We start from the raw sequence: 14882 nt of genomic DNA, 5'->3' as shown, positions 1-14882 counted from the left end.
GTGCCCGGGCGACCGGGAGAACAACAAGGGGCCGTGGCGCAGCTGGTAGCGCACCACACTGGCAGTGTGGGGGTCAGGGGTTCGAGTCCCCTCGGCTCCACCCTTGAGAAACGCCCTGGTCGGGATAATCCGACCAGGGCGTTCTGCTGTTTCTGGTGTCCGCCGCAGTCAGCCGCGATCCGCAGGACCGCCCCAGCACGCGGACGCCCCGACCGGATGACCCGGTCAGGGCGTTGGCGACTGGATGTCCGCTAAGGGCTCAATCAGCCCTGGCGGCTCTTCCACTGCGGGTTGGCGCGGTTCACCACGACCACCCGGCCGCGACGGCGGACCACCACCGAACCCGGCTTCTGCTTGAGCGCACGCAACGAGCTACGTACCTTCATGTCTGCCTCCTCGGTGCCAGCGGTTCCGAGTATCGAAACGCCGCACCCACCCTGGGGATTCCCGCCCCCTACGCTGATGGTTGGCGATGTGTGAGGAGGTACTCAAGTGTGGCCCGGGGCCTTTGTGACTGTCGTCTACGCGTTCCTCGGATGGCTCGTGGCGTACACCGCCCGGGTCGCGCTGCGACCGACGGTGAACAGAAACCGCAGCCCCGGCGTACGGACGCCGGCGACGATGCGGTCGGCCGAGCACTGGCACGCCGCGCACCAACGGGTCGCCCGCCCCCTGCGCCGCGCCGGCGTCCTGCTGGCGGTCGCCTCGCCGCTGCCGATTCTGCTCGGGGCCGCCTACGGTGATCCGCCGGTGATCGCGGCCGTGCTGGTGCTCGCCCTGCTGGTCGTGCCCTACCTGGTCTACCTGGCCTACCTCGCCGATCGAGCTGCGGCGGCCGTCGACGGGAAACGGTGATCAGGGCGGCCGTCGAACCTTTGCCGTCTGCCAGCCGTACCAGTGGGCGGAGGTCATCCTCATGCCCGTACGCCGGCTCGTCGCCACGGTGCTGGTCGCTGCCGCGACCGTGCCGCTGGCCGCCACACCCGCAGCCGCCCACGGCGCTCCCACCGACCCGGTCAGTCGCGCGGCGGCCTGCGGCCCCGAGGGTCGGTACGCGGCCACCAGTGCCTGCCGGGCGGCGATCCAGGCCGGCGCGGCGGTCCGCGAATGGGACAACGTGCGCGTTTCCACGGTCAACGGGCGAGATCGGGAACGGATCCCGGACGGCGAGCTGTGCAGCGGCGGGCTGTCCGCGTACCGGGGACTGGACCTGCCCCGCACCGACTGGCCCAGCACCACGCTGACCACCGGCGCGAAGTTCACCTTCCGGTACCGGACCACCATCGAGCACCGGGGCACCTTCCGGCTCTACGTCACCACGCCCGACTACGACCCGAGTAAGAAGCTGACCTGGGCGGATCTGGAGTCGCGCCCGTTCCTGACGCTGACCGACCCGCCGGTGCGGGCCGGGGCGTACCAGTTGGCGGGCCGGCTGCCGGCGGGCCGCAGCGGCCGACACCTGATCTACACGATCTGGCAGAACTCCAACACGCCGGACACCTACTACTCCTGCTCCGACGTGGTGTTCCGCGGCGCCAAGGCCACCGGAGCCACGGCCACCCCCACCCCGGCGAAGGCCGCCGCGACGAAGAGCGCGCCGCGTACCGCCGCGAGTGGGCCGGTCGCCACCGAGACGGCGGTGGCGGCGGCGGCCGACCCGGGCGTGCCGGTGGCGTCGGTGACCAACCTCGGCGGCCGGTGGCCGGTGCTGGCCGGTGCCGCCACCGTGCTGGTCCTGGCGCTGCTGCTGATCGGTGCCGGACGGCGACGCCGCAGCGCCGCAGCACCCGTGGGCCGGCAGTGCGAGGTGCGTAACCACCGGGCCGGGCGGCGCCGGATCTGGTGAACCGACCCGCCCGGGACCCGACGGTGTTCAGCCCAGGTGGCGCTCGATCTCGGCCAACTCGTCGGCAGTGAAGTCGAGGTTGCCCAGCGCGGCGATGTTCGTCTCCAACTGCTCGACGCTGCTCGCGCCGATGATGAGGCTGGTCATCCGCGGGTCACGCAGCGCCCAGGCCAACGCGAGCTGCGCGAGGGACTGGCCGCGCCCCTCGGCGACCGCGCCGAGCCCACGGATGGTGGCCATCTTCTCGTCGCTGAGATCGCTCTCGTTGAGGAAGACGCTGGTGCGAACCCGCGAGTCGGCCGGAATGCCGCCCAGGTAGCGGTCGGTCAGCAGGCCCTGCGCCAACGGGCTGTACGCGATGCAGCCCGCACCGACCTGCTCCAGCGTGTCGAGCAGGCCGTCGGACTCGGTCCAGCGGTTGAGCATCGAGTACGACGGCTGGTTGATCAGCAGCGGCGTACCCAGCTCGCGCAGGATCGCGGCGGCCCGCGTGGTCTGCTCCGAGTTGTAGTTCGAGATGCCGACGTAGAGCGCCTTGCCGGAGCGGACGATGGCGTCGAGCGCCCCCATCGTCTCCTCCAGCGGGGTGTCCGGGTCGAACCGGTGCGAGTAGAAGATGTCGACGTAGTCCAGCCCCATCCGGCCCAGCGACTGGTCCAGCGACGAGATCAGGTTCTTGCGCGAGCCCCACTCGCCGTACGGGCCGGGCCACATCAGGTACCCGGCCTTGCTGGAGATGACCAACTCGTCCCGGTACGGCTTCAGGTCGGTGGCGAGCATCCGGCCGAAGTTTTCCTCCGCCGAACCGGGCGGCGGGCCGTAGTTGTTGGCCAGGTCGAAGTGGGTGACACCCAGGTCGAAGGCGCGGCGGACGATGTCGCGCTGCCGTTCGAACGGGCGGTCCGGACCGAAGTTGTGCCACAGCCCGAGCGAGACGGCAGGCAGTCGCAGGCCGCTGCGTCCGCTGCGCCGGTAGGTCATGGTGTCGTAGCGGTCATCCGCAGCGAGGTAAGTCACGATCATGAGCCTAGCTCCGGCCAGCCCTGGCGTGGATCGGGCGTGGAAACCGGGACATCGGGGTAGTTTCGACGCCATGCGTTTCATTGCGCTCGACACCCCCAAACCGCTGTCCAAGATCGGGTTGGGCACCTGGCAGTTCGGCTCCCGGGAGTGGGGGTACGGCCCGGACTTCGAGCGGCAGGCGGCGCAGATCGTCCGGCGGGCCGTCGAGCTGGGTGTGACGGTCTTCGACACCGCTGAGATCTACGGCTTCGGGCGCAGCGAACGCATCCTCGGCGCGGCCCTCGGCGACGACCGGCCGAAGGTCGTGATCGCCAGCAAGATCCTGCCGGTGCTGCCGGTGGCCGCTGTGGTGCAGCAGCGGGCGGTCGCCTCGGCGGCCCGGCTCGGCGTCACCAGCATCGACCTGTACCAGGTGCACCAGCACAACCCGCTGGTCGCCGACCACAACACGATGCGCGGCATGCGGACCCTTCAGGACGTCGGGCTGATCGGCGACGTCGGCGTGAGCAACTACGGGCTGCGCCGCTGGCAGATCGCCGAAGCCGCGCTCGGCCGGCGGGTGCTCAGCAACCAGGTCCGCTACAGCATGCTGGACCGCGCCCCCGAGCAGGACCTGCTGCCGTACGCGCGGCAGGCCGGCCGGGTGGTCATCGCGTACAGCCCACTGGCACAGGGCTTCCTCTCCGGCCGCTACGACGCCAGGAACCCGCCGACCGGTGCGGTCCGGCGTGCCAACCCGTACTTCCTGCCGGAAAACCTTGAGCGCGGCGCAGCCCTGATCGACACGCTGCGTCAGGTCGCCGACGCCCACGACGCCACCCCCAGCCAGATCGCGCTGGCCCACCTGCTGCGCCACCCGAACGTGCTCGCCATCCCCGGGGCGTCCGGGGTCGAGCAGATGGAACGCAACGCCGCCGCCGCCGACATCGACCTCGCCGACGACGAGTACACGGCCCTGGCTGAGGCGGCGAAACGCTTCCGCCCGATCACCGGGCTCGCCGCGATGCCGGCGATGCTGCGTGCCCGGTTCGGCAACCCAACCGGAAAGTGAGCACAGTGGACGACATCACCGCACTGATCCTGGACGACCACGCCGCCTTCCGGCGTGGCTTCGCCCGCCTCGACGACGCCCGCGACGAGCAGGAGATGCTCGCCATCTGGGACGCTCTCGCCCTGCACCTGGACATCCACGCCGAGGCGGAAGAGGCGATCCTCTACCCGCACCTGGTCAAGCACGGCGACGACGGCGAGGACGAGACCGCCGACGCGATCGGCGACCACAACAAGATCCGCGACGCCATCGCCGAGGCGAAACTGCACCCGGTCGGCTCGGACCAGTGGTGGGAGGCGGTCGGCAACGCCCGCCGGGAGAACAGCGAACACCTGGCCGAGGAAGAGGACGAGGCGCTGCCCGACTTCCGCCGGCACGCCGGCACCGAACTCCGCGCCGAGCTGGGCCAACGCTGGCTGACCTTCTACGGCGAGCACAAGAATGGCCGCAACCTGCCGTTCCGCGACAAGGACCCGCAGCAGTACGTCGCCGACCACCGCTGACATCTCCCCGACGCGGGGGAGTCGGCGGGACCCGTCCGGGCAGCAGAATGACGAGGTGACCCTCCGAGCGGCGCTGGCCCCGCTGGTCGCCGGCACCACCTGGCGACGCGGCGTGTTCCTGCTGCTCGGCGGCGTGCTGGCACTGCCGTACGGGCTGCTCGCGGTGACCTTCGCCCAACTGCTCGCCGACTCGGCGATCCCCCGTCCAATGGTCTACGTCCTGCTGGTCATCGCCGCACTGATCGCCGTCGTCCCGTTGCTGCTGGACGGCAGCCGGGCCTTGGAGATCGCCGCCGTCCGGGCCCTGCTCGGCGTCGACCTGCCCGACCCCGCGCCCGGGCACCACGGCGACCGGGAGACCCGGCTGCGCAGCGCGCTCTGGATCGCCACCCACCTCATCGTCGGCGCGCTGGTGATGATCGGGTTGTTCAGCGCCCTGCCGATGGCACTGGCGTTCATCGCCCAACAGTTCGGCATCGGCACCGAGGTGATCAGCCAGGAACAGTTCGGGCCACTGGACGGACAGGACAGCGGCTGGCTGACAGTGACCGGGGTGCTCCTGCTGGTCGTCCTCGGCTACGCCGTCGCCGGTCTCGGCGCGCTCGCCGGATCCATGGCGCCGGTGCTGCTCGGCCCGGCCCAGGCGGAGCGGATCGCCGCCCTCGAAGCACGGGCCGCCCAGCTCGCCGAACGCAACCGGCTGGCCCGGGAGCTGCACGACTCCGTCGGCCACGCGCTGACAGTGGCCACCCTCCAGGCCGGGGCCGCCCGCGAGGTCCTCGACACCGACCCCGAGTTCGTCCGGCGGGCGCTCACCGCCATCGAGGACGTCGGACGGACCGCGATGGACGACCTCGACCACGTGCTCGGGCTGCTCCGGGAGAACGGACGCGACCGGCCCGTGGTGGCGCCGCAGCGTACCCTCGCCGACCTGGACCGGCTGGTCACCGACGCACGCGCGGCCGGCCTGGCCGTGCACGCGCAACGCGCCGGCGACCCGGCCCGGGTGCCCGCTGTGGTCTCCCGGGAGGGCTACCGGATCGTCCAGGAAGGACTGACCAACGCCGCCCGGCACGGCCGCGGGCCGGTGACGGTACGCCTGGACCTGCGCGGCGACGCGCTGGAGCTGGAGCTGACCAACGCGGTGCGCCACCCCGACCAGGGCCGGCCGGGGCGGGGCGGTCGAGGCCTGGACGGCATGCGGGAGCGGGTGCTGCTGCTCGGCGGCCGGCTGACCGTGGGCCCGGACGGCGACCAATGGCTGATCCGGGCCCGCCTGCCGTACGAGGAGACGACATGACCACCGGAGTGCTGATCGTCGACGACGACGAGCTGATCCGGGTGGGGCTGCGGGCCATCATCGACGCCCAACCCGACCTGCGCGTGCTCGCCGAAGCCGCCGACGGGGCCGAGGTGCCGCCGCTGGTCGCCCGGCACCGGCCCGACGTGGTGCTGATGGACGTACGGATGCCCGGCATCGACGGCATCCAGGCCACCCGGCACCTGATGGCCACCTCCGCCGACCCGCCCCGGGTCCTGGTGGTCACCACCTTCGCCAACGACGAGTACGTCTACGAGGCGCTACGCGCCGGCGCCTCGGGGTTCCTGCTCAAACGGGCCCGGCCCGCCGAGGTGGTCGAGGCGGTCCGGGTGGTCGCGGCCGGCGAGTCGCTGCTCTTCCCGGCCGCGATCCGCCAACTGGTCGGGGCGTACGGGCCGGCGGGCGGCGACCGGTTGAGCACCGCCCGGCTCACCGAACGGGAGGCCGAGGTGCTGCGGTTGATGACCACCGGCCGGTCCAACCCGGAGATCGCCGCGCACCTTGTGGTCGGGGTGGAGACGGTCAAGACGCACGTCGGCAACGTGCTGGCCAAGCTGGGGGTCCGCGACCGCACGCAGGCGGTCATCGCCGCCTACGAGTCCGGCTTCGTCACCCCGTCCGGCTGATCGGTCCCTCCACCGGGGGAGGGGGTTCACCGCCGGCCGGGAGGGAATCCGGCGGCTGCCAGTCGAGGCTGAGAGCATGACGACGATCACTGCCTCTCTGCCCCGTACCGACTCCCGCTGGCCGGATCGGCTGGCCCCACTGGCCGCCGGTTGGCTCGGCCTGTGGGGCGTGCTCGCCCTGCTCGGCACGCTCACCGGCGCCGGCTACCCGTTCGGCCCGAACGACCCCCACGGCGGCGACGTGAGCCTGCTCCGCCTGGTGCCGGTGGAGGTGGCCACCCCGCTCTTCGCCGGTGTGCTGCTCACCGCCGCGGTGGCCGCCCTGGCCATGAGCCGCCTGGCGGCGCGATCACCCGGCCCGCTGCGGGCGCTGCTCGCCGGCTACGGCTGGGCGGTCGCGTTCGTCCTTGTCCTGGTCGTGCCGGACGTCCGAGTGCTGATCGTCCTCGGCTACCTGCCGATACTCATCGTCGGGGCGCCGTTCGGCTGGCCGCCGATCGACTACTCCGATGTCTTCAACTGGGCGCTGTTCGCCCGGTTCGCGGCGCTGGCCGGCGGGCTGCTGCTGGTCGGGGCGGTACTCGCCTGGCAGCGCCGTACCGCCGGGGCCTGCGTCGGCTGCGGCCGCGCCGACACCGGCAAGGGGTGGACCACCCCGGCCGCCGCCATCCGCTGGGGCCGGTGGGCCGCCGGCATCGCCGCGTTGATCCCCCTGACGTACGCGGTGACCCGGTTCGCCTGGGCGGCCGGCATCCCGCTCGGCATCTCCCGCGATTTCCTGACCGAGATGCAGGACACCGGGCTGGTCTGGGCCGGGCTCGGGCTGGGCGCTTTCGCCAGCGTCGGCGCGATCCTCACCCTGGGACTGGTGCAGCGCTGGGGCGAGCGTTTCCCGCGCTGGATGCTCGGCCTGGCCGGCCGTCGGGTGCCGGTGAAGCTGGCCGTGGTGCCGGCCACCCTGGTCGCCATCTCCGTGACCGCGGCCTCGCTGGGGCTGCTCAGCAATCCCGAGTTCTGGCGGCTGACCGGCGGGTTCAGCATGACCGGGGCGCCGATGCTGCTCTGGCCGCTGTGGGGCGTGGCCCTCGGCGTCGCCACGTACGCCTACCACCTGCGCCGTCGCGGTGCCTGCCGGCGTTGCGACAGGGGCTGAGGGTGGGAGCGGGGGCCCCTGATGCCCGGGGCGCCCCCGCGAATGTGAGCTAGCGTGGGTCGGGTGACTGCGCCTACCCCGGTAATCCCGGTTCCACCGGCCGACCTGCCCGGCACGCTCGGCGCGCTACGGGCGGCCGGTCACCAGTACCGCACCGTCAAGCAGGAACTCCGCGACAATCTCCTCGCCCGGATGCGCTCCGGCGAGACCCGTTTCCCCGGCATCGTCGGCTACGACGACACAGTGCTGCCCGAGGTCGAGCGGGCCCTGCTCGCCGGGCACGACATGGTGCTGCTCGGCGAGCGCGGCCAGGGCAAGACCCGGCTGATCCGCTCACTGGGCGCGTTGCTCGACGAGTGGACCCCCGTTCTGCCCGGCTCGGTGCTCAACGAGCACCCGATGCACCCGCTCACCCCGGCGTCGGTCGCCCAGGTCGCCGAGGCCGGTGACGACCTGCCGATCGGCTGGCTGCACCGCTCGATGCGGTACGGCGAGAAGTTGGCCACCCCGGACACCAGCGTCGGGGACCTGATCGGCGACGTCGACCCGATCCGCATCGCCCAGGGTCGTACCCTCGGCGACCCGGAGACCATCCACTTCGGGTTGGTGCCGCGCACCAACCGGGGCATCTTCGCCGTCAACGAGCTGCCCGACCTGGCCGAGCGGATCCAGGTGGCCCTGCTCAACGTGCTGGAGGAGCGCGACATCCAGGTACGCGGCTACCAGCTGCGCCTGCCGCTGGACCTGCTCCTGGTGGCGAGCGCCAACCCGGAGGACTACACCAACCGGGGCCGGATCATCACTCCCCTCAAGGACCGTTTCGGCGCGGAGATCCGCACCCACTACCCGGTCGAGCTGGAGCTGGAGCTGGCGCTGATCCGCCAGGAGGCCGACCTGTTCGCCGAGGTGCCCGAACACGTGCTGGAGGTGCTGGCCCGCTTCGCCCGCGCCGTCCGGGAGTCGCCGTCGGTGGACCCGCGCTCCGGTGTCTCCGCCCGCTTCGCCATCGCCGCCGCCGAGACGGTCGCCGGTGCCGCGTTGCGTCGCGCCGGTCTGCTCGCCGCCTCCGACACCCCGGATGGACGCCCCGAGGCCGCCGTCGCCCGCGTCGGTGACGCGGTGTCGGTGACGAGCACGCTGCGCGGCAAGGTCGAGTTCGAGAGCGGCGAGGAGGGCCGGGAGACCGAGATCCTCGCGCACCTGCTGCGTACGGCGACCGCCGAGACGTTCCGGGCCCGCCTGGCCGGGCTGGACCTGTCCGGGTTCACCGCCCTGGTCGAGGACGGCGCCGCGATCGAGACCGGCGAGTTGGTCAGCGCCGCCGAGCTGCTGCGCCAGGTCGGCACCGTACCCGGGCTGGCGAAGGTCATGGACCGGCTCGACCTGGGCGACGCGCCCACCTCGGAGGAGGCCGCTGCCGCCGTCGAGTTCGTGCTGGAGGGGCTGCACCTGACCCGCCGGCTCGGCAAGGACGTCACCGACTCGGGGCGCACCGTCTACGGCGGCCGGGGCTGACAGTGGCCGGCAACCGGTTCCGTTACGGGCAGTGGAACGGCGGGCCCGACCCGCTCGCACCCCCGTACGACGTGCGCGAGGCGGTGGACGCGGTCGGTGCCGAGGTGCTGGCCGGCGGCAGCCTGCGGGAGGCGCTGCGTGACCTGCTGCGCCGTGGCCCGCAGGGACGGGGTGGCCTGGACGACCTGGCCGCCCGGGCTCGGCGGCTACGCCGGGAGGCGTTGCGCAGGGGCGACCTGGACGGGGCGGTGACCCGGGCCCAGGCCCTGCTCGACCAGGCCCTCGCCGCCGAGCGGGACGAGCTGCGGGGTCGCGACGACGACGCCGCGCGGTTCGCCGAGGCGGTGCTGGACAATCTGCCGCGCTCGACGGCGCGGGCGGTGGAGGAGCTGTCCGGCTACCGGTGGGCCAGCGACGATGCCCGCCGCGCGTACCAGCAGATCCTCGACCAACTCCGCGACGACGTGCTCGGCCAGCGCTTCGCCGGGATGCGCGACGCGGTGCGCGCCTCCGCCGACCCGGCCGCCCAGCAGCGGCTCGCCGAGATGATGGGCGATCTGAACGACCTGCTGGCCCGGCACGGTCGCGCGGAGGACACCACCGACGCGTTCGCCGAGTTCATGCGCCGACATGGCGACTTCTTCCCGGAGAAGCCGGAGAACGTCGACGAGTTGATCGATGTGCTGGCCCGCCGGGCGGCGGCCGGTGAGCGGCTGATGAACTCGCTCTCCGAGCGGCAGCGCGCCGAGCTGGCTGGCCTCATGCAGCAGTCGCTCGGCGACCGCCTCGCGGGGGAGTTGTCCGCGCTCGACGCGAACCTGCGCGCGCTGCGACCCGATCTGCGCTGGGGGCGCGGCGAGCGGGTCCGTGGCGACCAGCCGCTGGACTACGCCGACGCGGCCGGCGCGTTGGGTGAGATCGGCGACCTGGACGACCTGCTGGACCAGCTCGACCAGGAGCACCCGGGGGCGACCCTCGACGACGTGGACGTCGACGCGGTGGCGCGCACACTGGGCCGGGACGCGGCCGATGACGTTCGCCGTCTGCGTGACCTGGAGCGGGAGTTGCGCCGCCAGGGGTGGGTCAGCCGGGACGCGGAGGGGCTCACGCTGAGCCCGAAGGCGCTGCGCCGGCTCGGCGGGACCGCGCTGCGGCAGGTCTTCGCGGAGCTTACCGCCGGGCCGCGTGGCCAGCACGACCTGCGCTCGGCCGGTGCGGCGGGCGAGGTCAGCGGCGCGTCCAGGCCCTGGCAGTACGGCGACGAGCAACCGTTGGACGTGGTCCGCACGTTGACCCGGGCGGTCAGTCGGGCCGGGCCGACGGTCCCGGTGCAGCTCGCGGTGGACGACTTCGAGGTGGTGGAGACCGAGAGGCGCGCCTCGGCCGCTGTGGTGCTCTGCGTCGACCTGTCGTACTCGATGATCTCGCAGGGTCGTTGGGGGCCGATGAAGCAGACGGCGCTGGCGTTGGCGCACCTGATGGAGACGCGCTTCCCACAGGACGCTTTGCAGATCGTGGGCTTCGGCCGGGAGGCGATGACGCTCACCCAGCAGGAGTTGGCGGCCGTGGAGCCGGACATGGAGCAGGGCACCAACCTCCAGCACGCGCTGCGGTTGGCGGGCCGGCACCTGCGCCGGCACCCGGACGCCGAGCCGATCGTGCTGGTGGTCACCGACGGCGAGCCGACCGCGCACCTGGATCCGGACGACGGGGAGGCGCTGTTCCACTGGCCGCCGCTGCCGGAGACGATCGAGGCGACGGTCCGCGAGGTGGACCGGCTGAGCCGTTACGGTGCCACGCTCAACCTGTTCATGCTCGGTGACGACCCGGGCCTGCGACGCTTCGTCGACGCGGTGGCCCGCCGCAGCCGGGGTCGCATGTTCACGCCGGACACCGACGACCTGGGCGAGTACGTGGTCAGCGACTACCTCCGCTCCCGCCAATCCCGCCGCTAACTCCCGCCGCGGCGGGTTGACTGGGGGGATGGAGAGCGGGGGATTGCGGCGGGCTTACGGTGCCCTGTTCGCGGAGGTCGACGCTGGAGGGTTCGGTCCGGCTCCGGAGGGGCAGCTCAGTGCCGAGCAGATCGTCGCGCATCTGGTCGCCAACGACGAGCTGATGATCCACGCCACCGAGGCGTTGCTGGCCGGGTCGCCGTTCGCCTACTACGAGTTGGAGGAGGACGTACACCGTCCGCAGCTCGACGCGCTCGCCGCCGAGCAGGGTGGCCTGCGTGGCCTGACCGCGCTGCTGCACGGCACCAGCGACAGGCTGTGCGGGCTGGTCGACCAGCTCGGCCTGGCAGCGGAGACGCCGGTCGAGACGCACCTCCGCGAGGGCTTCGACCTCGTCGTCGACGAGCCACTGCCCTGGTCCCGCACCCTGGACCTGCACACCCGGGTGCACCTGCCGAAGCACCAGTCCCAACTGCACCTGCTCCGGTCCTGAACGGCGGCGGTACGGGCGGCGGCTGATCAGTGCGACCCGGCACGGGTGCCGTGGTCCGTTGAGCGTGATGTCTGTGGGTCATCTTGATGACCCACAGACATCACGCCCGCCCAGCCCTACCCGTTCCCTGCCCCCGGCTCCACGCGATCTTGCACTTTCTGTCCCAGCAATTAGGGCAAACCGTGCATACGGGCGACCGGAAGTGCAAGATCGCGGGGGCGCAGCGCGGGGTGCGGGGGCGCGGTGCGGTGCGGTGCGGTCAGGTTTTGATCAGTTCGGGGCGGGGGTGGAAGGTGCGGCGGTAGGTGGACGGGGCCACGCCGATGCGTTGGTGCAGTTGCTGGCGTAGGGCGGCGGTGGTGCCGAAACCGCAGCGGTGGGCGATCTGGTCGACGGTGAGGTCGGTCGTCTCCAGCAGCAGTCTCGCGTGGTCGGTGCGCTGGTGCAGCAGCCACTGCGCCGGGCTGAGGCCGGTCTCCGAACGGAAGCGTCGGGTGAAGGTGCGCACGCTCATCCGCGCCTGCTCGGCCAGGTCGCGCAGCGCGATCGGTTCGTGCAACCGCTGCCGCGCCCACTCCCGGGCTCCCGCCGTGCTGGTGTCGGTCGCCTTCGGCACCGGCTGCTCGATGTACTGCGCCTGACCGCCGTCGCGCCACGGCGGCATCACGCAGCGGCGGGCCGCCCGGTTGGCCACCTCGCTGCCGTGGTCGAGGCGGATGACGTGCAGGCAGAGGTCGATGCCGGCGGCGACTCCGGCCGAGGTGAGCACCCGGTCGTCGCCGATGAAGAGCACGCCCGGGTCGAGGTCCACCCGGTCGTGCAGGCGGCGGAACTGCTCGGCGTACGCCCAGTGGGTGGTCGCCCGCCGCCCGTCGAGGAGCCCGGCGGCGGCGAGCACGAACGCTCCGGTGCAGATCGACATGATCCGGGCACCCCGCTCGTACGCCGCGCGCAGCGCCTCGGTCACGTCCGGCTCGACGATGCCCGAGGACAGGACGGTGCCGTCGTGGATGCCGGGGACGATCACCGTGTCGGCGGTGTCGAGCAACTCCAGCCCGTGGTCGGGTAGCACCTGGAAGCCCGCGGTGCTACGGACCGGCTGCCCGCCGGGAGTGCACACCAGGACGTCGTAGTAGTGCGTCTCGTCGGTGGCGCGGGCGGTGCTGAAGACCTGGGCCGGGGTGCCGAGGTCCAGGCCGACCACGTGGTCGAGGGCGAGTACGGCGATGTTGTGCGGGCGTACGGACATGGCCCGATTATTGCGCACGATGGCTTTCCGGCCACTCGTCGCCGTCGACGGCCCCGCTCAGACTTGTCGCGTGACCAAGAACCGCCGTCTGCATCCCGCCTGGTTGGTCGCCGCCGTTGCCTTCGTGGCGCTGGTCGGCGCGGCCGGCTTCCGTGCCACCCCGTCGGTGCTGCTGCACCCGCTGCACGAGGAGTTCGGCTGGCCGCTGGCCACGATCTCCGCGGCCGTCTCGGTCAACCTGCTGCTCTACGGGCTCACCGCGCCGTTCGCGGCCGCCCTGATGGACCGGTTCGGCATCCGCCGGGTGGTCTCGGTGGCGTTGCTGCTGGTCGCCGCGGGCAGCGGTCTGACGGTCTTCATGACCGCCAGTTGGCAGCTCCTGCTCTGCTGGGGTGTGCTGGTGGGGCTGGGCACCGGCTCGATGGCGCTGGCGTTCGTGGCCACCGTCACCGGCCGTTGGTTCGTGCACCGGCGGGGCCTGGTCACCGGAGTGCTGACCGCCGGCGGGGCGGCCGGGCAACTGGTGTTCCTGCCACTGATCGCCATCCTGGTACGCGATCACGGCTGGCGTACCGCCGCACTCGTGGTGGCCGCGGCGGCGCTGGCGGTCGTACCCCTGGTGGTGTGGCTGCTGCGCGAGCACCCGGCGGATCTCGGCCTGCCCGCCTACGGGGCGACCGCTGTCGTCGCGGCGCCGCCGGCGACCGGCGGCGCGGCGGCCCGGGCGATCGGCGCGCTGGCCACCGCGGCCCGGACCCGACCGTTCTGGCTGCTGGCCGGAGGCTTCGCGATCTGCGGGGCGACCACGAACGGCCTGGTCGGTACCCACTTCGTGCCGGCCGCGCACGACCACGGCATGTCCCAGACCACGGCGGCCGGGTTGCTCGCCCTGGTGGGGCTCTTCGACATTGTCGGCACCATCGCCTCCGGCTGGCTCACCGACCGGGTGGACAGCCGGCTGCTGCTCGGCTTGTACTACGCGCTGCGCGGGTTGTCCCTGCTGGTGCTGCCGAGCCTCTTCTCCGGCACCGCCGAGCCGAGCATGCTGGTGTTCATCGTCTTCTACGGCCTGGACTGGGTGGCCACGGTGCCGCCGACGGTGGCGCTGTGCCGGGAGTATTTCGGTGGCGCCGGAGCTGTGGTGTTCGGCTGGGTGTTCGCCGCGCACCAACTGGGCGCGGCGGTCGCCGCCACCGGCGCGGGGCTGGTCCGGGACCGGCTGGGCGACTACGCGATGGCCTGGTACGTGGCGGGTGCGCTGTCGATCGGCGCCGCCGGGCTGTCGTTGCTGCTGCGCCGCCGACCGGGCCGAGCGGTGCCGGAGGCCGTGCTGGTCGCCGCGACCGCGCCCAGGGCGTGGAGGTTCCGGGGTTGAACCGCGCTGAACCTGACGGCCGCACGGGACGTGCGACGCGTCGGCCGGTCAGCTCACTGTCCACTGCTGGGCCGGCCGGCCGTCGCACTGTCGCTGCCGGATGTCATCGCCCGCCTCGACGGCGTCGTCGTCGGCCTGGGCGCACCTGTTGCTGTGCGCGGCGATGAGCAGGACCGCGCTGGTGTCGGTCCCGCCGAACCGCCACTGCTGGTTGGCCCCACCGTGGCAGGGGAACTGCAGCAACCGCGCGCCGTCGTCCTGACTGCCACCCTCGACGTCGAGGCACTGCCCGTACGCGGCGTTCGTCAACGACAGCACGCCCGCGCCGGCCGGGCTGACCACCCACTGCTGCTCCGGGGCGCCGGTGCACACGGCCAACTCGGCCCCGGCCTCCTTGCCGGCACCGTCGAGCCCCAGGCAGAGGCCCGAGGTGGCGCGCAGCACCCGGGGCCCGGTGGGCGGGGCGGCCGGCGTGCTGGCTGACGGGGTCGGCGACGGCTCGGCCGGTGCGGTCGGGCTCGGCTCGCCGGTCGGCGCGCTGGGCTGCGCCGCGCTGGACGGTGAACCGACCGACGCCGGCACCGACGGCTCGCCGTCACCGTCGAGCAGCCCGGTGGCGAAGACGACCCCCAGGAGTACGCCGACGGCCCCGACCGCCACCGCGACCCGCAGCATCGGATCGGCCAGCGGGCCGGAGCGCGGTGCCCGGTGCCCGCCGTAGACGGTGCCGGCGGGATCGGGGCGTTCCTCGGGCGCTGACATACGCGCCATC

General features: G+C 72.6%; 15 protein-coding genes and 1 tRNA gene. 12 read left to right on the top strand and 4 right to left on the bottom strand.

Going from position 1 to position 14882, the window contains the following annotated elements:
- The first annotated feature begins 27 nt into the window (after positions 1-27).
- A tRNA-Ala gene (locus ABZU43_RS06615) sits at positions 28-100 on the top strand.
- A gap of 163 nt (positions 101-263) precedes the next feature.
- Here ABZU43_RS06615 and ABZU43_RS06610 read toward each other — a convergent pair.
- Positions 264-386 (bottom strand): 50S ribosomal protein L36, encoded by a 123-nt coding sequence (locus tag ABZU43_RS06610; RefSeq protein ID WP_030490864.1) that lies wholly within the window; start codon positions 384-386, stop codon positions 264-266.
- 124 nt (positions 387-510) lie between these two features.
- Between ABZU43_RS06610 and ABZU43_RS06605 the strand changes: the two genes are divergently transcribed.
- Positions 511-855: an SdpI family protein gene (locus ABZU43_RS06605; RefSeq protein WP_355005542.1), complete on the top strand. Its 345-nt coding sequence runs from the start codon at positions 511-513 to the stop codon at positions 853-855.
- A gap of 61 nt (positions 856-916) precedes the next feature.
- A complete protein-coding gene (locus ABZU43_RS06600) occupies positions 917-1846 on the top strand; it encodes a lytic polysaccharide monooxygenase (RefSeq protein WP_355005541.1) in 930 nt (309 codons plus the stop codon).
- A 27-nt stretch (positions 1847-1873) separates the two neighbouring features.
- Here the strand turns inward: ABZU43_RS06600 and mgrA are convergent, their stop codons facing one another.
- A complete protein-coding gene (gene mgrA / locus ABZU43_RS06595; protein WP_355005540.1) occupies positions 1874-2869 on the bottom strand; it encodes an L-glyceraldehyde 3-phosphate reductase in 996 nt (331 codons plus the stop codon).
- Between the two features lie 70 nt (positions 2870-2939).
- On the opposite strand from mgrA, the gene ABZU43_RS06590 reads away from it, so the two are divergent.
- The 8 genes from ABZU43_RS06590 to ABZU43_RS06555 all read left to right on the top strand — a co-directional run bounded on the left by ABZU43_RS06590 (position 2940) and on the right by ABZU43_RS06555 (position 11486).
- Complete coding sequence (locus ABZU43_RS06590) at positions 2940-3920, top strand: aldo/keto reductase (protein ID WP_355005539.1); 981 nt, start codon at positions 2940-2942, stop codon at positions 3918-3920.
- Between the two features lie 5 nt (positions 3921-3925).
- On the top strand, positions 3926-4423 hold the full coding sequence (locus ABZU43_RS06585; protein ID WP_355005538.1) for a hemerythrin domain-containing protein: 498 nt from the start codon (positions 3926-3928) through the stop codon (positions 4421-4423).
- Between the two features lie 55 nt (positions 4424-4478).
- Positions 4479-5723 carry a histidine kinase gene (locus tag ABZU43_RS06580; protein WP_355005537.1) on the top strand — a complete coding sequence of 415 codons (1245 nt, stop codon included), beginning with the start codon at positions 4479-4481 and terminating at the stop codon, positions 5721-5723.
- Positions 5720-6370, top strand: a complete 651-nt coding sequence (locus tag ABZU43_RS06575) for a response regulator transcription factor (RefSeq protein ID WP_355005536.1) — start codon at positions 5720-5722, stop codon at positions 6368-6370. The genes ABZU43_RS06580 and ABZU43_RS06575 overlap by 4 nt, the downstream gene beginning before the upstream one ends.
- Positions 6371-6446: 76 nt before the next feature.
- On the top strand, positions 6447-7523 hold the full coding sequence (locus ABZU43_RS06570) for a hypothetical protein (protein ID WP_355005535.1): 1077 nt from the start codon (positions 6447-6449) through the stop codon (positions 7521-7523).
- Between the two features lie 54 nt (positions 7524-7577).
- Complete coding sequence (locus ABZU43_RS06565) at positions 7578-9038, top strand: sigma 54-interacting transcriptional regulator (protein WP_355005534.1); 1461 nt, start codon at positions 7578-7580, stop codon at positions 9036-9038.
- Positions 9039-9040: 2 nt separating this feature from the next.
- Positions 9041-10993: a VWA domain-containing protein gene (locus tag ABZU43_RS06560; RefSeq protein ID WP_355005533.1), complete on the top strand. Its 1953-nt coding sequence runs from the start codon at positions 9041-9043 to the stop codon at positions 10991-10993.
- Positions 10994-11021: 28 nt separating this feature from the next.
- Positions 11022-11486 carry a hypothetical protein gene (locus tag ABZU43_RS06555; protein WP_355005532.1) on the top strand — a complete coding sequence of 155 codons (465 nt, stop codon included), beginning with the start codon at positions 11022-11024 and terminating at the stop codon, positions 11484-11486.
- Between the two features lie 259 nt (positions 11487-11745).
- Here the strand turns inward: ABZU43_RS06555 and ABZU43_RS06550 are convergent, their stop codons facing one another.
- Positions 11746-12735, bottom strand: a complete 990-nt coding sequence (locus ABZU43_RS06550) for a helix-turn-helix domain-containing protein (protein ID WP_355005531.1) — start codon at positions 12733-12735, stop codon at positions 11746-11748.
- A gap of 70 nt (positions 12736-12805) precedes the next feature.
- Between ABZU43_RS06550 and ABZU43_RS06545 the strand changes: the two genes are divergently transcribed.
- Positions 12806-14110: an MFS transporter gene (locus ABZU43_RS06545; RefSeq protein ID WP_355005530.1), complete on the top strand. Its 1305-nt coding sequence runs from the start codon at positions 12806-12808 to the stop codon at positions 14108-14110.
- 48 nt (positions 14111-14158) lie between these two features.
- On the opposite strand, the gene ABZU43_RS06540 is transcribed toward ABZU43_RS06545, so the two are convergent.
- A complete protein-coding gene (locus ABZU43_RS06540) occupies positions 14159-14872 on the bottom strand; it encodes an RICIN domain-containing protein (protein ID WP_355005529.1) in 714 nt (237 codons plus the stop codon).
- Positions 14873-14882 lie beyond the last annotated feature (10 nt).

This window comes from Micromonospora sp. NPDC005205 (genome assembly GCF_040608275.1).
Lineage (GTDB): Bacteria > Actinomycetota > Actinomycetes > Mycobacteriales > Micromonosporaceae > Micromonospora.
This window is presented reverse-complemented; position numbering and strand designations above follow the sequence as displayed.